This is a genomic window from Gulosibacter macacae (assembly GCF_003865375.1).
Lineage (GTDB): Bacteria > Actinomycetota > Actinomycetes > Actinomycetales > Microbacteriaceae > Gulosibacter > Gulosibacter macacae.
Genome location: NZ_RQVS01000020.1, coordinates 17,015 through 32,431, shown reverse-complemented (window position 1 = coordinate 32,431; position 15,417 = coordinate 17,015). Strand labels below are relative to the sequence as shown.

Genomic DNA, 15,417 nt, shown 5'->3' with positions numbered 1-15,417 from the left:
CCAGCGGATGATCGCCGCCTACCGCCACGAGGACCGCGGGGGCGAGTCCCATAGCGTGGTGGCAATTCCCGTGGTGACTCGGCCGGGACTGTTGAGGGGTCTGGGGCGGGTCATCGGGGGGTGTCAGATGGTTTGTGTACCGGGTCACTCATGAGAGGACATGATGGTGACTGTGACTGATGCACATCGGAATCCGAAGTCTGCTGCTGAGCTCGTCGAGCAGCTGAAGCATTCCGGGGCGCTGGATGAGTTGTTCTCGAAGATCGATACCGGTGAAGTCGAGCTCACCGGTGATGGCGGGCTGGTGCCGGCGCTGATCAAGGAGACGCTTGAGCGCGGCCTCCAAGCGGAGATGACTTCGCACCTGGGCTACGGGCCCGGCGACCGGGATGCGAAAGCCACTGCGAACTCACGCAACGGCTCCTACGCCAAGACCGTGGCGTCGGAGGCCGGTGATGTCGAGATCGCGGTGCCCCGTGATCGGGACGGGTCGTTCACTCCGCGCTTAGTGCCGAAGGGATCCCGCCGACTCGGCGGGCTCGATGACATGATCATCAGCCTGTATGCCGGCGGGATGACGTTCCGTGATATCCAGCACCACCTGGTGTCGACGATCGGCACCGAGCTTTCCCACGAAACGATCGCGAACATCACCGATGCCGTGCTCGACGCGGTGCTGGAATGGCAGAACCGGCCTTTGGAAGAGTTCTACCCCGTGATCTACCTCGACGCGATCCGGGTGAAGGTCCGTGACAACGGTCACGTGAGATCGAAGGCCGCTCATATCGCTGTCGGGGTGGACATGGACGGCATCAAACGAGTGCTGGGAATCTGGGTGCAGAACACCGAGGGCGCCTCGTTCTGGGCCCATGTCTGCGCCGAGCTGGCCAACCGCGGTATCCGAGACGTGCTGATCGTGTGCTGCGACGGGCTCACCGGACTGCCGGAAGCGATCGAGGCGACCTGGCCGAACTCGCTCGTCCAGACCTGTGTCGTCCACCTGATCCGAGCCGCGAATCGATTCGTCGCCTACGGCGACCGCAAAGCCGTTTCCCGGGAGCTCAAAGCGATCTATACCGCAGCGAACGAAGACACGGCGCGACAGGCGCTCACCGAGTTCGCCGCTTCTTCGTTGGGCGAGAAGTACCCGTCAGCGGTAGCGGTGTGGGAGAACGCCTGGGACCGATTCGTACCCTTCCTGGCGTTCCCACCGGCGCTGCGGCGAGTGATCTATACGACGAACGCGATCGAGTCGCTGAACTACCAGCTGCGCAAGGTCACGAAGAACCGCTCTCAATTCCCGACTGATGATTCCGTGGTCAAGCTGCTGTGGCTGGCGATCTGCAATATCGAAGACAAACGCGCCCGTGAACGCGCGAAAGAACGCGGCACGACCGGAAAGCGAAAAGCCTCTGGCCGTCTCGTCGAGGGCCAGGTGACGACGAACTGGAAACAGGCACCGGCCCAACTCGCTGTCGCGTACCCCGACCGAATCAACCGATACCTGTGACCCACCCCCGCACACAGACCGATTGACAAGCCCTCCATTCCTGCACGACGTCCAGGCGCCCGATCTGGGTGGCCTCGACCATCTCCTGCTGCACCACGCCGCGGGACAGGCAGCGCACGGCCGCGATCTCGGCGATCACCCCATCGGTGACCACGGCGGGGACCGGCTCGAACACCCCATCCGGGACGGGGTGAGCCGCGCGATAGAGGGTCTCGGCGTGGTCGCGCAGCGCGCGCATCGCGCGCAGGCGACGGGCTTTGCAGTCGGCCTCGACCCGGTCGAGATACTCGATCTCGGACAGCCACTCGTCGGCGTCCTCACCGAACCGCGCGAACGGCTCAGCGGCCGTATCGACGAGATCGGTGGGGTTCGACATGCTGCAAGCAGATCACGACCCACCGACATTCGAGACCGACCCTGCGCGGCCGCACCTCGAGACGCTCGTTCCTCGCTTCCTCGGGGCACGGGCCGGCTCTCCGTCCCGCTGCCTCGGGGGCGCGTGGGTGCGGGTGCGGACGCCCAGGGGACGCCGCGCGAGTGTCGGTCAGGCGCGCGACGCCTGCCACGGCGGCTGCTCACCACGTGCTGCGAGAACTCGGTTCCGCTGCGTCCCGAGGCCGGTGATGGTGGCCTCCATCACGTCCCCCTCCTGGAGGAATCGTCCCCAGTGCGAGCCATTGCCGGCCGGTGAGCCGGTGATGAGCAGGTCGCCCGGCTGCAGTCTCGCGACCGACGAGGCGTAGGCGATCAGGCTCGGGATGTCGAACAGCAGGTCGTCGGTCAGCGAGTCCTGCTTCACCTCGCCGTTCAGCAGGAGTCGGATGCGTAGCGCGGTGGGGTCGGGCACGAATCGCGCGGGCACGATCACCGGCCCCGTCGGGAAGAACGTCGGCTGATTCTTCGCCCGGAACCAGTCGGTGCCGATCAGCGCCATATCGGGGCGCGGCACCAGCGTGCGGGCCGTGAGGTCGTTCACGATCGTGTATCCGGCGACGACCTCGTGCACCTCGTCAGCGGCGATGCGGTGACAGCTCCGCCCGATGACGACGCCGAGCTCGACTTCCCAGTCGAGGTCATCGCCGTAGTCGGGCAGCTGGACGTCATCGAACGCACCACACACGGCCGATGGGAGGCCGGTCCAGATGTAGGGATCGCCCGACCGACGCCGTTGGTCGTTCTCGATGGCGGCTTCATCCCACAGTTCTTGCTCGGTCGCATCCTCCCGCCCGAGACGGTGCGCGACGCTCATCTGCAGGATGTGCTCACGGTAGTTCGCCCCGGCCGCCAGGATCGGGCCCACCGGCTGCATCGGCGGCAATGCGTGCAGGTCACGGATCGACCGCCACTCGAGCAGGCGCTCCCCCGCCTCGTCGCCGCCATCGATCGCGGCGGCGATGGCGTCGAGGTTGGTGTCCCACTCGGCGAGCAGGTCACCGGTGCGTGCGACGTGTGGCAGCAGTGGCCGTAGGTCGGCGGCCTCGTCGCCGACGACGACGGCCGGGAAGACACCGGCCCCGGCATCGAACGTGCCGATCCCGAAGATGTCGGACGCGCGATCTGCGTCGGTCATCGCGCTCACGCCGACCGCTCAAACTGCTCCAGCGATTCGTCGCGGCGTACCGGCAGTCGGCCATCGCGTCCCAGCGACGCGATGGTCTCGACGCGGCGCAGACCGCGCACGGGGCAGCCCGAGTCGCGAGACCCGGCACCACAGCCGCCGGCACAGGGCAAACCGGCTGGTCGTTGGCCGGTGGCGGGGAGTTGGGTCGAGCTGGCGTGGAGCGGCAGTGCGTGCATCGTCGGATCCTCCGTTCGTGGGCAGAACCTCGTCGTCCTGCCACCTCCACCGTCGTCGAGCCGAGTCCATTCGGGAAGACGACATCGACGATGCCGGCCATCGGTCTTGCCGATGACCGACCCTCGAGCGACTCACTCAGCGGCGGGCGGCCCCCTGCATCACGAGGTCGAAGCCCGCGAGCACGGCGTCGGTCTCGAACGATCCCTCCTGGAAGAGCAGGCGAAAGTAGAGGGGCGAGTAGATGGTTTCGGCGATCGACTCGGGCTGGAGATCGTCGCGCAATGAGCCCTCGGCCTGGGCCCGCTCGATGAGTCGGGCGACTGCTTCGCGACGAGGCCGCCAGAAGTGGCGTTTGAACGACTCGAGCGTGTCGGCGTCGTATTGCGCTTCGGCGAGCAGCTGCACCATGAGCCGCCCCTCGAAGCCCGAGTAAACGTTCGCGAGCGCGACGATGTGCTCGCGCATCGCCTCAATCGCCGGCAGGTCTTCGCGCACCGGGGTCGCAAGGATGTGGTGCTCAAGAAACGTGTCGATGACCACGTCCGCCTTGTTCGGCCACCATCGGTAGATCGTGGTCTTGCTGACTCCGGCCTCGCGTGCGATGCCCTCGATCGAGAGCTGCTGCACGGTCACCGAGTCGGGCGAACGTTCGTCGATGAGCTTCATCGTCGCCTGAAGGATCGATTGCCGACTGTGCTCACTGCGAAGTGCCATGCTGCCACCCTATGGCGAGTCGGTGCGGCACGTCCCGCACCGGTCGGCGCGAGTCGTCCTCACCTCGTGCCACGTCGAGCCGCCGCCCCGATACCGACCAGGCTCGCGAGCAGCACCGCGATCGGCACCAGCAAGACCAGCATGACGCCGCTGAGGCCGAGACCGGCGCCGATGAGGGTGCCACCGAGCGCGCCTCCCGTCGCGGAGCCCAATCGAGCGCTGAGTTCGGTCGCGCCGACGCCGGTGCCCCTGATCTCGGTCGGATACGCGCTGACGGCGAGCACATTGCGAGTCGGACCGACGGCCGTGGGCACGATGAACGCGAACACCGCGAGCAAAGGCAGGAGCGTTTCGAAACCCGGGTTCGGGACGAGTGCCACCACGATGAGCATGACGGCGGCGAGCACGAGGTTCACCCCGATCACCCAGAACCGCGATACTCGCCCGAGAATGACACCGAGCACGATCGCGCCGAGCACGCTCGCGAAGCCGTACCACCCGACAATCGTGCTGCTCTGCACGGTGTCGAGCCCTGGAACCGGCTGTTGCAGGAGCGTCGGTAGGTACTGCGCGATGAGCAGTTGCGTGCCGAGCGAGAAGAACCCGAACACCCAGAGCAGGAGGGTCGTCCAGCGGCGCTCGGGGGCGAGGATTGCGGCGAGCGCTTCCCGGCGCGTGGCGCGCTCCCCCGCGTCGGGGCGCGCGAACGCTTCGAGGCTCGCCGTCGGGTCGAGCTTTGCGAGGAGCCCTCGTGCCCGTTCGACGTTCCCGCGGGCGGCGTAGAAGGACGGCGACTCGGGCACGACGATCGCGAGCACCAGGATGATCGCGAGCGGCACGACCCCGCCTGCGATCATGAGCCCGCGCCAGCCCTGTGTCGGAATGAGCGCCGCAGCGAGCGCGGCGCCGACCGTGGTGCCGAGACCGACCGCGGCGTAGCCGGCCGCTACCATGGCACCTCGACGATGCGCGGGCACGAGATCGGCGAGCAGCGTGATCGCCAGCGGCATCACCGCGCCGATGCCGATCGAGGCGAACACGCGCCACGCGGTGAACTGACCGAAATCGGCGGCGGTCGCGCCAAGCGCGGTGCCGATCGACATGATGAGCGCGGCCACCACCACGACCTTCTTGCGGCCGTAGCGGTCGGCGAGCCGGCCCCCCACGATCGCACCGAGCCCCATGGCGAGATAGCCGACGGTGACGACGAGGGCGATGCCGCCGCCGATCTCGACGCCCCATTCCTTGATGAGCGAAGGGAAGGTGTGACTCACGATGGTGACATCCATGCCATCGGCGAGCAGGATCGCCGCGAGCAGGACGAAATAGAGCCAGTGCCGCCAGGTGAGGTGGGCAGCGTTCGTCGACCGCGTCGATGCGGTCAGATCGGTTTTCATGGTCATGCGAACCTCGGTGGTCGTCGCACGTCAGCGCAGTCGCGCGTGCCGATGCGATCTCGGGATGGGATTGGAGGAGACGAGCGGCGACGCCCGCCGTCGTCAGTCGGTGGCGGTCGCGCGGCGGGCCGCGTAGTCGGCGTACTCGCGCAGCAGATCCGGGTCGTCCACGGCGCCGAGATCGACGACCTCGTCGAGTGCTGCGCCCTGGATGAGCCGCTTCACCGGCACCTCGAGCTTCTTCCCCGTCTTCGTGTGGGGGATGCCGCGCATGACCACGATCTCGTCGGGCAGGTAGCGCGCCGAGAGGTCGCGGCGAATCGCGGCGGCGATCGCGTCGGCCGCCGTGCTCTCGTCGGTGCCCTCGGCCAGGTGCACGAACAGCGGCATGAAATATCCCTCGGCACCGATCTCGGCGCCGACGACGAGCGCCTCGGCGACGACGGGCACCGCTTCGACCGTGGCATAGAGGTCGGCCGAGCCGAGCCTGATGCCCTGCCGATTCAACGTCGAGTCCGAGCGGCCCAGGATGAGGATGCCCCGCTCGGAGATCTCGATGAAGTCGCCGTGACGCCAGACGCCGGGATAGGTATCGAAGTAACTCGACCGGTAGCGTGCACCGTCGTCGTCGCCCCAGAACCGGAGCGGCATCGAGGGCATCGGCTTCGTGACGACGAGCTCGCCCTTCCCCTTGGTGGGTTCGCCGTGCTCGTCCCACGACTCGACGCTCACGCCGAGCGCCGGGGCCTGGATGTACCCGACGCGGACGGGCTCGGTGGGCGCCCCACCGACGAAGCACCCGATGATGTCGGTGCCGCCGCTCATGGAGGCGAGCCACACATCGCCGACACTGCGGTAGACCCAACGAAAGCCGTCGGGCGACAGCGGCGACCCGGTGACCTGCAACGTGCGCAGAGCCGAGAGGTCGTGATCGAGGCGGGGCTCGAGCCCCGCCTTCGCGCAGCCGTGGATGAATCCGGCGCCGACCCCGAGCACGGCCGCGCGGGTTCGCGCCGCGACCTCCCACACGCGATCGACGGATGGGTAGGTGGGGTTGCCGTCGAGCAGCACGGGTACCGCGCCGACGGCCAGCGCCCCGATGAGCGAGTTCCAGACCACCCAGCTCGTCGAGGCGACGAAGAAGAATCGGTCGCCCGCGCGCAGATCGCCGCCGAACAGCAGCAGGTTGAGGGTTTCGAGTAACGCCCCGCCGTGCCCGTGCACGATGCCCTTGGGGATCCCGGTGGTTCCCGACGAGAAGAGCACCCAGAGGGGGTGGCTGAAGCCGACCCGCTCGAAGACGAGCTCGGCGGCGGTCGACACCACGTCGTCCCACCGCACCGCCGGCACGTCGGTCTCGGGCGCGGCGACCGACGTCGCCCGACCGGTGACCCAGACGACCTCGCGCACGTCTTCGAGTTCGGCGAGGACCTCGACGATTTCGGCCCGGCGATCGCGGTCTCGGCCGGCGAGCCGGTAGCCGGGTGCCGCGATGACCACCTTCGGCGCGAGTTGCCGAAATCGCGACACGATCGCGCCCGGCCCGAACTCCGGCGAGCACACCGACCACACCGCGCCGACGGCAGCGGTGGCGAGGAGCGCCACCGCCGCTTCGGACACATTGGGCAGGATCCCGGCGACACGGTCGCCGGGTCGTACGCCGACCGCTCGCAGGTGCGCCGCGAGCGCCCCGACTTGCGCGCGGAGGTCGTCGTGCGAGACCTCGTACGGTTCGCCATCCTCCGCGACCGAGATGAGCGCGGTGCCCTCTCGAGCGCTGAGCAGATGCTCGGCGTAGTTGACGGTGCGGCCGGGGAACCAGGTGACGTCGGGCATCGTGTCACCCTCGCGAACAGGCCCGGGCTCGCCCCCGAGGCGCACGCCGGCGAACTCGGCGAGCGCCGACCAGAACGCGTCGGGGTCATCGACCGACCACTGCCACAGAGCTTCGTAGCCGTCCCCCAGGGGTTCTCCGCGGTTCCTGAGGAATCGGGCGAAGCGCTCCGTCTGCGGGAGGTCATCCGAACGCCCCTCGGGCCTCCAGATGACCTCCCCGTCAGCGGCGGCTACGTCGATGATCACGGCGTCGAGCCCGCGACCGCGCCGGCGCGTTGCGCGGCGATCTCATCGGGGCTGATCGGTTCGGTGCCGATGAGCACGAACATCATGCGGCACACCTGATCGGTGCGGTTCGACCAGGCGTGAGCGGTAGCCCGCTGGATCGCGACGTCGCCGGGCCCCATCGTCACTTCCCCCTCGTCGACGAGGAGCGTGATCTCGCCTTCGAGCACGACCGCGTAGTCGATTGACTCCGTGCGATGGAACCAGAAGTGCTTGGCCCGCGAATGGGCGCTGCCCGCGTCGCGCTCGTCATGCCCGTCGATCTCGTCGAACACGGCTTCACTGGCGTTCTCGGGGTAGACGGCGTCCGGCGGGAAGTCGGCAATACGAACGACCGTCTCGCCGACCCCCGGGAAGTCGATCTTCGCGTCGGCGGGCGCGGTGTCGTCGTCGCCCACGTGGTCGATGACTCCACCGGGAGTCGACCACACCACGCTCGCCCCGAATCCCGGGATGGTCTCTGACGTGAACGTGTTCGGGGCGTCGGCGTCGTCGCGCAGGATGATCGCGCGCCCCTGGTCGTCGTGGCCGGTCACGACCCTGCGGACGGGTTTGCGAGTGCTCACGGTCACTCCTCCTCGAAGGGGTAGTGCTGCGGCGTCGGCCACCAGGCCGGCGACTCCTTCTCCGGAGCGATCGGGTTGCGCAGCGTGCCGACCGCCTCGAGCTCGAGCTCGACGACATCGCCGGGCTGCACGAAGCGGCCGAGCTCGACGCCGGCGCCGAACGCCATGGTGCCCGAACCGATCAGGTCACCGGGCTGGAGGCCGTTGAGTTCCGACGCGAAGGCGACGGTCTCCTCGGGGGTCCAGATGAAGTCCTCGACCGCCGTGTCCGACCACACTTCGCCGTTGACGCGCACCTGGCCCTTGAGCCCGATCACGGTGTCGATCTCGTCCATGGTCGTGATCCACGGGCCGATGCCGTACGCGAAGTCCTTCGAGTGCTGCGCGCCCATGCCGATCGGCGACTCGAGCTTCTGCACGTCGCGCAGGCTCCAGTCATTGAAGATCGTGATGCCGAAGACGCGGCTCCAGGCCTCGTCCGGGGTGAGATTCCGTCCGGGCTTGCCGACGACGTACCCGATCTCAAGCTCGTAGTCGAGCTTCTCGCTGAACGCGGGATAGGGGATGGTCTCGTCGTTCCCGTAGATCGTCGACGTGGTGCCCTTGAAGTAGCCCGGACGCTCGTAGACGGCACGGGTCGGCTTCGACTTCATCACGTTGCCGAAGAAGTTCTTGATGTGGCCGTTGAACGTGAGCGCATCGCGGATGACCGGCGGCTTGATGGCCGCGCGCCAGGAGACCTCCTCGATGGGCAGCGACGCGTCATCGGCGGCGGCGAGCGCGTCGTGTGCCGACGCGAGGAAGTAGTCGCCCGTGGCGATGCCCTGCGTGAGATCGCCGAACAGGGCACCGGCGACGTGACGCGAGCCGTCGACCGTCGCACCTCCGCGCTGGAGCGAGAGCGCAAACGCCTTCTTGAGATCGATGACGCGACCGGCGTCGGGCTCGACTGCGACGACGCGGATCTGCTCGCCGTCGGGACTGTCGACGGCAATTCGTCCAAGCTTCATTGCTTGCCTCCTGAGTGGTGGTTGTACATGAATACGCTACGCACCGCATCGCATCCTGTCAATGAGACACCCCGAGCCCCTCGAGGCGAGGCGGCCCGAGGTGACCGGTGTTCGCCCTACATGTAGGCGCCAGCCCCGCCGTCGACGACGATGTTCGCCCCGGTGACCCACGTCGCCTCGTCCGAGGCGAGGTAGAGCCCAGCCCAGGCGACCGCCTTCGGGTCCCCCGGCCGGCCGTCGATCGTGCGCTCGACGATCGAGGCGACGGGAGCGGCGTCGCCGAGTTCCTCGTACATACGCAGGATCGGCGGCGTCCCCATCACGCCCGGGCACACCGAGTTCACGCGGATCCCTGCGGCGACCCCCTCGGCGGCAAGCTGGCGCGTGAGCGCGAGCACGCCGCCCTTCGCGGCCGCATGGGCGGCCTGCGGGAGCGCCCGCGCGCCCTGCAACCCCGCCACCGACGCGATGTTCACGATGGCCCCCCGGACGGCGGCGAGATGCGGCCACGCAAGTTGGCAGGCGTGCCAGACGAGGTCGAGTTCATTGCGGATCGTGAAGTCGTAATCTTCGACCGGTTGGTCGGCGAACGGCCCGAACTTCGGCATGCTCGCGTTGTTGTAGAGCACGTCGATGCGGCCGTGCCGTTCGGCAGCCCCGTCGATCCATGCCGCTACCTGGGTTCGATCCGAGAGGTCGACCGGCGCCGTCGCATCGATGATGCCCCCCGCCGCCTCGATGCGGCGCGCCGTCTCGGTCGAGCCCTCCGCGCTGAGTCCGCATCCGACGACCGTCGCGCCCTCCGCGGCGAACAGCTCCGCCGTCACTCGACCCATTCCGCTGCCGATCCCGGTGATCAGCACCACTTTGCCTGCGAGGCGTCCTTCCGACATGTTCGTTCTCCTTTGCACGTCATCGCGGTCAGTGCGCACCAGTGTGCGGCGGCGCGACGCTCGCGACCGCGTTCGTGCCGGAACTGCACGGAATGGTGCCGGGAATGCACCGTCGCACCGAACATGTCCCGCACCCGGCTACACCGGAAGTCGTCGACCGCGACATCCGCTCGCTCAACGAAGAGATGTGAGGACATCATGACCAACGAACGACCAACCCCTCCTGGCGTCACCGAGGCCGGGCTCGACGAGGCCCTGCACGCGTTCGCCGAGGCGATCGGCGCCGAGAAGGTCACCACCGACCCCGAGGTGCTCGCAGAGTTCCAGGACCCGTACCAAGTGCCCGGCACCGCCGAGAACCTCGCATCGGCGGTCGTGAGCCCGCGCAGCACCGAGGACGTGCAAGCCATCGTGCGCCTGGCCAACGAGCACCGCATTCCCCTGTGGCCGATCGGGCGCGGCAAGAACAACGGCTACGGCGGGGCCGCCCCGCAGGTGCGCGGCACCGTGATGCTCTCCTTCAAGGAGATGAATCAGGTGCTCGAGATCAACGAAGAGCTCGGCTACGCGATGGTCGAGCCCGGCGTGAGCTGGATCGACCTGCACGCCGCGATCAAAGAGGGCGGCCATGACCTCGTGGCTTCGATCGTCGACGTCGGATGGGGCGGCGTCGTGTCGAACACCCTCGACCACGGCCTCACCTACATGCCCTACTCGATCGACCAGGCCTCCCACTGTGGTTTCGAGGTCGTGCTTCCCGACGGCGACCTGATCCGCACCGGAAACGGGGCCATGGACGACAACCCGACCTGGCCGCTCTACAAGCGGGGCCTCGGGCCGACTTCGACCGAGATGTTCATGCAGTCCAACTTCGGCATCGTCACGAAGATGGGTTACTGGCTCATGCCGAAGCCCGAGGTCTACATGCCACTGTGGCTCAAGCTTTGGGACGACTCGCAACTGCCGGCTGTCATTGATGCGCTTCGAGAGCTCATGCTCGCCGGCGTCATCGACATGCGCCCGCAGCTCTCGAACACGCTGATCATGGCGTCGATGCTCACCACCCGCGCCGAATGGTACGACGGCCCGGGTCAGATGCCCGACGAGATCATCCAGAAGATCGCCGAGGAGATGCAGCTCGGCCGCTGGATGATGCGATTCGCCCTCTACGGCGACGAGGCCGTCGTCGACCACAACTACGCCCGACTGCGCGCGCGGTTCCTCGAGATCCCCACCGTCGAGATCATCGGAGCGAAGTACGGCGCCGACGAGTGGGAGACGCTTCCCAACCCGCACGAGCAGATCATGATCGGCGTGCCCAACATCGACCTCTACAAGATGGCCTCGTGGTCGGGCGGCGAGGAGGGCGGACACGTCGACTTCTCCCCCGTCATCCCGCTCACGTCCCGGCACGCGGCCGAGGCGCAGAAGCTCATGGAGGAGATGTGCGCCGAGGTGGGCATCGACTACCTCGGCGGCCTGCTGCCGATCAACGCCCGGTCGACGACGTTCATCAACGTCATCCCCTTCGACACGAAGAACGCCGAACAGGTCGACAACGCCTACGCGGCGGCCAAGAAGATGGTCGCAAGGGCGGGCAAGATGGGGTACGGCGAGTATCGCGCGCACCTGTCGTTCATGGATCTCGCCGCCGACCAGTTCGGCTTCAACGATCACGCCCAGCGGCGGTTCAACGAGCGAATCAAGGACACGCTCGACCCGAACGGCATCATCGCCCCCGGCAAGTCGGGCATCTGGGGCTCGCGCCTGCGCGAGGAGGGCTTCCCGAAGCAGTAGGCCCGCACGGCGTGAGGCGGCCCCCGCATCCGTCGGATGCGGGGGCCGCCTCTCGCCGTCGTTCAAGCTGCGCGCAGTTCCCGCGGAGAAACGCCGTGCACGCGGCGGAAGGCACGGCTGAAGCTCGCGGCGTCGGAGTAGCCCCACCGCACGGCGATGCTGGCCACCGTGAGGCGGCTCTCGAGCAGATCGCGAGCCGCGCCCTCGAGCCGTCGCTCGCGAATCCACGCCGAGACGCCGCCGTCGGCGGCGAACAGCTTCTGCACGTAGCGCACCGAGACGAAATGCTCGTTGGCGAGACGTTCGGGACCGAGCTGCGGGTCGTGGAGGTTCGCGAGAGCGAAGCGACGCATCCGCTCACGCAACTCGTCGCCTCGCGCCGACGGGCCGTCGGGCTCGCCGTAGATCGCCCCGATCAACGGCAGCAGCATGCGAGCGGCGGACTCGGCCTCGGCGCTCGCGAAGCCGCTCCCGTCGGCGGCCCGCTCGAGCCCCGCGAGCAGCGGCGACGAAACCCGCAGCAGTGGCGAGTCGGTGCTCGCCGCGCGCGTCGCGGTGCGCTCGGCGACGTGTCGCGCGACGTCGCCGAGGAACCACTTCGGCACCGCGAGCATGAGCATCTCGAAGCCGGTCGTCACCTCGAACAGGGAGGGTTTGGAGGTCTCTTGCGCCGCGAGGTCGCCGACGCGCAGCACGCAGCCACGGCCCGCCTGCTCCAGCACGCACTCCCCCCGGCGCACGAGGTAGAACAGCAACCGTTCGGGATCGGCGTTCGCGATCATTCGCGCCGTTCGTCCCACGCGGTGCGGCCCGCCGCTGATTGCCGAGATCGTGATCGGGCCGAGTTCGCCGCCGGTGAGGCGGGCGTCGAACGACACGGCGCTGCGGGAGTCGACCTGCATCGGGAACAGCCGTTTCGAGATTCCCGCCGTCCAGTACGCCGCGCGCTCGGCGGGTGCGACCGCGCGGGTGTCGAGCACCATCGTCATGAGGAAGCCTCCGTGAGGGACGCCTCGAGGGCGGACCGGCGCCCGGCCGATCCGCCCTCGACCGCGCCCTACTCCGCGCTCTGCGGACCGAGCTCCGGGTTCGTGAAGAACTCGGCGGTCTGCTCGTCGGTGAAGTACACCTCGTCGGAGGTGAGGTCGGTGCCGTCGTCGGTGGTCCACGACGGGTCGACGAAGTCGCCGACCGTGCTGCTGTCGATGATGTGCGGCGCCCAGACGACCTGGTTCACCCGCGGCCCGGCACCCGCCAGGATCTTGAGACCGATCTGCGCGGCGCCCTGCGCCATCGACACCGGCGGGGTGATGGAGCCGTAGTAGAGGTAGTCGGGATGCTGCGCCGCGTACGCGGCCATACCTTGCGACGCGCCGACGTCCTGCATCGGCGGCACCTCGTGGCCCGACTGCACGAACGCGTCGCGCACCGCCCAGCCCATCGTGCCCGTCTGGATGACGGCGTCGACGCCCGCGGGGTTCGTCGAGAGGTACTGCACGACCGCCTGCTGCGCCAACGGCGGCTGGAACAGGCCCTGCACAGAACCGACGATCTCGATCTCGGGGCAGAGCTCGAGCGCATGATCGCGGCCCGCGTCCCAGAACAGCTGGTTCGGGATACCCGGCACGCCGGTCACCTCGAGCACATCGCCCGAGCCGCCGATCGCGCCGAAGAGCGACGACGCGGTCGTCATCGACTGGAGTACGGCGTTGTAGACGACGGAGACGGCGTTGGGGCTGTCGATCGGCACGACGAGCGAGACGACCGGGATGCCCGCCGCGTGGGCCTCGTTGACGAGATCGATCGCGGGCTCCGGGGCCACCGGGTTGAGGAAGATGATGTCGGGGTTCAGCGAGAGGGCCTGGCTGAACTGCTGGAGCTGCCCGGGCACGTCGGACGGATCGTTCGGCGCCACGTTGAGCACGATCTCGACACCGGCGCTCTCGAGCGACGCGGCGAGCGCCTCCTGGTACACGGCGATGAACGGAGCCGCGGGCGCCGTGCCGACGAGGGCGAGTTCACCCTCGACGGCGAGCCCGCCGACTTCCGGAGCCCCCGCCACGCCGCAGACCACGGCATCGCCGTGGTGTTCCAAGAGGTGCTCACGGCCGCGAATCAGTCGGTGCTCGACAACATCTGGCTCGGCGCTGATGGCGTGTTCACGAGACGCCGCAGCCGTCAGGAGCAACGACGCATCGCCGCCGACGTGCTCGGCAGGCTCGTCGACGGCATCGACCTCGACCGCCCCGCGGGGACGCTTTCGCTGTCCGAGCGGCAGGCCGTCTGCATCGTGCGCGCCCTCGTCCGCGAGCCGCGAGTGCTCGTGCTCGACGAATCGACCGCCGCGCTCGACGTGCTCACGCGGGACCGGCTCTTCACCGAGATGCGCCGACTCGCCGCGGAGGGCACGAGCATCCTGTTCATTTCCCACCGGATGGACGAAGTCGCTGAGATCTCGGACGCCGTCACCGTGTTGCGCTCGGGTCGCACGGTGTCGCACGTCACCCGCGACGAGCTGTCGATCGAGCGGCTCGTCGGCGACATGACCGGCACGGCGGGACGATTCGAGCGTGAGGAGCGGCACCGCGAGCTCGGCGCCGTCACGCTCCGCGCCGAAGGCGTGCGGCTCCATCCCGACGCCGAGCCGGTCGACTTCGAGCTGCGCAGCGGCGAACTGGTCGGACTCGCGGGACTGGAGGGCCACGGGCAGGATCTGTTCCTCAAGCGGCTCGGCGGCATCGCGGGCGGCGAGGGCGCGGTGATCCGCATCCTGACTCCCGACATCGAGGTGCACCAGGGCAACGGATCGAAGATCGGCGTCGCCTACCTTCCTCGCGAGCGCCGTGGCGAGTCGCTGTTCGAGACGATGTCGATCCGGGAGAACTTCGCCCTGCCGACGATGCGCCTCGACACCAACGGCCCGTTCCTCGACGTCAAACGGATGGCCGAGCGGTTCGCCGACGTCGTGAAAGCGCTGAACATCCGACTCGCCGATCAGGGTGATCCGATTTCGAGCCTCTCCGGCGGCAGTCAGCAGAAGGTGCTGCTCGCGAGGTGGCTCGCGACCGATCCGAAGGTGCTGCTGCTCAACGACCCCACGCGTGGCGTCGACATCATGACCAAGCGGGAGATCTACGCGACGCTCGAACGACTCTGCGCCGACGGCATGAGCGTCGTGATGCTCTCGAGCGAGGTCGACGAACTCGTCGAACTCGTCGACCGAGTGCTCGTGTTCCGTGATCGCACCGTGTTCGCCGAGATCCCTCGCGACCGACTCACGACGGAGGCCGTCGTCGCGGCCTACTTCGGCCACGAGACCGGAGCTGCAGCATGACCCGCTTCCTCGACTTCCTCCAGACCCGCTCGTGGGCCTTCGCCGGCCTCCTCGCCGCCGTCCTGCTCGTCATCAACCTGATCGTGAGTCCGTCGTTCCTCGCCCCCGAGCGACTGCCGGCAACGCTCGCGACGCTGGCACCGTTCGTGCTCGTCGGGTTCGCCGCCACTCCCCCGATCCTCTCGGGTGGCATCGACGTCTCGGTGGGACCGCTCGCGACCTTCATCAACTGCTTCTTCGTCGCGGTCCTCCTGCCGTGAGGGCTCGGCGAGTGGTA

Annotated in this window: 15 protein-coding genes; 4 read left to right on the top strand and 11 right to left on the bottom strand. The window is 68.2% G+C overall.

Features of this window, described 5'->3' with window-relative positions:
* Window positions 1-160 precede the first annotated feature (160 nt).
* A complete protein-coding gene (locus EG850_RS12180) occupies window positions 161-1,510 on the top strand; it encodes an IS256 family transposase (protein WP_124973867.1) in 1,350 nt (449 codons plus the stop codon).
* Here EG850_RS12180 and EG850_RS12175 read toward each other — a convergent pair.
* The 9 genes from EG850_RS12175 to EG850_RS12135 all read right to left on the bottom strand — a co-directional run bounded on the left by EG850_RS12175 (window position 1,494) and on the right by EG850_RS12135 (window position 10,009).
* Window positions 1,494-1,886, bottom strand: a complete 393-nt coding sequence (locus tag EG850_RS12175) for a hypothetical protein (RefSeq protein ID WP_124973865.1) — start codon at window positions 1,884-1,886, stop codon at window positions 1,494-1,496. The two genes, EG850_RS12180 and EG850_RS12175, sit on opposite strands and share 17 nt — an antisense overlap.
* A 168-nt stretch (window positions 1,887-2,054) precedes the next feature.
* Complete coding sequence (locus EG850_RS12170) at window positions 2,055-3,080, bottom strand: fumarylacetoacetate hydrolase family protein (protein WP_124973864.1); 1,026 nt, start codon at window positions 3,078-3,080, stop codon at window positions 2,055-2,057.
* Window positions 3,081-3,085: 5 nt separating this feature from the next.
* The gene (locus tag EG850_RS12165) at window positions 3,086-3,307 is read right to left on the bottom strand and encodes a hypothetical protein (protein WP_124973862.1); all 222 of its coding nucleotides are present in this window, start codon (window positions 3,305-3,307) and stop codon (window positions 3,086-3,088) included.
* Window positions 3,308-3,443: 136 nt separating this feature from the next.
* Window positions 3,444-4,022 (bottom strand): TetR/AcrR family transcriptional regulator, encoded by a 579-nt coding sequence (locus tag EG850_RS12160; protein WP_124973860.1) that lies wholly within the window; start codon window positions 4,020-4,022, stop codon window positions 3,444-3,446.
* 59 nt (window positions 4,023-4,081) lie between these two features.
* On the bottom strand, window positions 4,082-5,425 hold the full coding sequence (locus EG850_RS12155; RefSeq protein WP_124973858.1) for an MFS transporter: 1,344 nt from the start codon (window positions 5,423-5,425) through the stop codon (window positions 4,082-4,084).
* 96 nt (window positions 5,426-5,521) lie between these two features.
* Window positions 5,522-7,501, bottom strand: coding sequence for an acetoacetate--CoA ligase (locus EG850_RS12150; RefSeq protein WP_124973856.1), 1,980 nt, complete (start codon window positions 7,499-7,501; stop codon window positions 5,522-5,524).
* Window positions 7,498-8,106: a cupin domain-containing protein gene (locus EG850_RS12145; protein WP_185715065.1), complete on the bottom strand. Its 609-nt coding sequence runs from the start codon at window positions 8,104-8,106 to the stop codon at window positions 7,498-7,500. Before EG850_RS12145 ends, EG850_RS12150 begins: the two co-directional genes overlap by 4 nt.
* Before the next feature lie 2 nt (window positions 8,107-8,108).
* Complete coding sequence (locus EG850_RS12140) at window positions 8,109-9,116, bottom strand: fumarylacetoacetate hydrolase family protein (RefSeq protein ID WP_124973852.1); 1,008 nt, start codon at window positions 9,114-9,116, stop codon at window positions 8,109-8,111.
* Between the two features lie 116 nt (window positions 9,117-9,232).
* On the bottom strand, window positions 9,233-10,009 hold the full coding sequence (locus EG850_RS12135; protein ID WP_124973850.1) for an SDR family NAD(P)-dependent oxidoreductase: 777 nt from the start codon (window positions 10,007-10,009) through the stop codon (window positions 9,233-9,235).
* A gap of 198 nt (window positions 10,010-10,207) precedes the next feature.
* Between EG850_RS12135 and EG850_RS12130 the strand changes: the two genes are divergently transcribed.
* Window positions 10,208-11,806 carry an FAD-binding oxidoreductase gene (locus EG850_RS12130; protein ID WP_185715064.1) on the top strand — a complete coding sequence of 533 codons (1,599 nt, stop codon included), beginning with the start codon at window positions 10,208-10,210 and terminating at the stop codon, window positions 11,804-11,806.
* Window positions 11,807-11,868: 62 nt separating this feature from the next.
* Here the strand turns inward: EG850_RS12130 and EG850_RS12125 are convergent, their stop codons facing one another.
* A complete protein-coding gene (locus EG850_RS12125) occupies window positions 11,869-12,795 on the bottom strand; it encodes a helix-turn-helix domain-containing protein (protein WP_124973846.1) in 927 nt (308 codons plus the stop codon).
* Window positions 12,796-12,863: 68 nt separating this feature from the next.
* Complete coding sequence (locus EG850_RS13335) at window positions 12,864-13,868, bottom strand: substrate-binding domain-containing protein (protein ID WP_268878165.1); 1,005 nt, start codon at window positions 13,866-13,868, stop codon at window positions 12,864-12,866.
* Here EG850_RS13335 and EG850_RS12115 point away from each other — a divergent pair.
* Both EG850_RS12115 and EG850_RS12110 read left to right on the top strand, forming a co-directional pair.
* On the top strand, window positions 13,773-15,140 hold the full coding sequence (locus EG850_RS12115) for a sugar ABC transporter ATP-binding protein (protein WP_268878166.1): 1,368 nt from the start codon (window positions 13,773-13,775) through the stop codon (window positions 15,138-15,140). The genes EG850_RS13335 and EG850_RS12115 overlap by 96 nt on opposite strands.
* A complete protein-coding gene (locus EG850_RS12110) occupies window positions 15,137-15,400 on the top strand; it encodes a hypothetical protein (protein ID WP_124973840.1) in 264 nt (87 codons plus the stop codon). Before EG850_RS12115 ends, EG850_RS12110 begins: the two co-directional genes overlap by 4 nt.
* The last annotated feature ends 17 nt before the right edge of the window (window positions 15,401-15,417 follow it).

Coding starts and splice junctions, on each gene's coding strand:
- EG850_RS12155 (WP_124973858.1), bottom strand. CDS start 5,425: ATGACCATGAAAACCGATCTGACCGCATCGACGCGGTCGACGAACGCT.
- EG850_RS12135 (WP_124973850.1), bottom strand. CDS start 10,009: ATGTCGGAAGGACGCCTCGCAGGCAAAGTGGTGCTGATCACCGGGATC.
- EG850_RS12180 (WP_124973867.1), top strand. CDS start 161: ATGATGGTGACTGTGACTGATGCACATCGGAATCCGAAGTCTGCTGCT.
- EG850_RS12175 (WP_124973865.1), bottom strand. CDS start 1,886: ATGTCGAACCCCACCGATCTCGTCGATACGGCCGCTGAGCCGTTCGCG.
- EG850_RS12130 (WP_185715064.1), top strand. CDS start 10,208: ATGACCAACGAACGACCAACCCCTCCTGGCGTCACCGAGGCCGGGCTC.
- EG850_RS12140 (WP_124973852.1), bottom strand. CDS start 9,116: ATGAAGCTTGGACGAATTGCCGTCGACAGTCCCGACGGCGAGCAGATC.
- EG850_RS12170 (WP_124973864.1), bottom strand. CDS start 3,080: ATGACCGACGCAGATCGCGCGTCCGACATCTTCGGGATCGGCACGTTC.
- EG850_RS12125 (WP_124973846.1), bottom strand. CDS start 12,795: ATGACGATGGTGCTCGACACCCGCGCGGTCGCACCCGCCGAGCGCGCG.
- EG850_RS12110 (WP_124973840.1), top strand. CDS start 15,137: ATGACCCGCTTCCTCGACTTCCTCCAGACCCGCTCGTGGGCCTTCGCC.
- EG850_RS12160 (WP_124973860.1), bottom strand. CDS start 4,022: ATGGCACTTCGCAGTGAGCACAGTCGGCAATCGATCCTTCAGGCGACG.
- EG850_RS12165 (WP_124973862.1), bottom strand. CDS start 3,307: ATGCACGCACTGCCGCTCCACGCCAGCTCGACCCAACTCCCCGCCACC.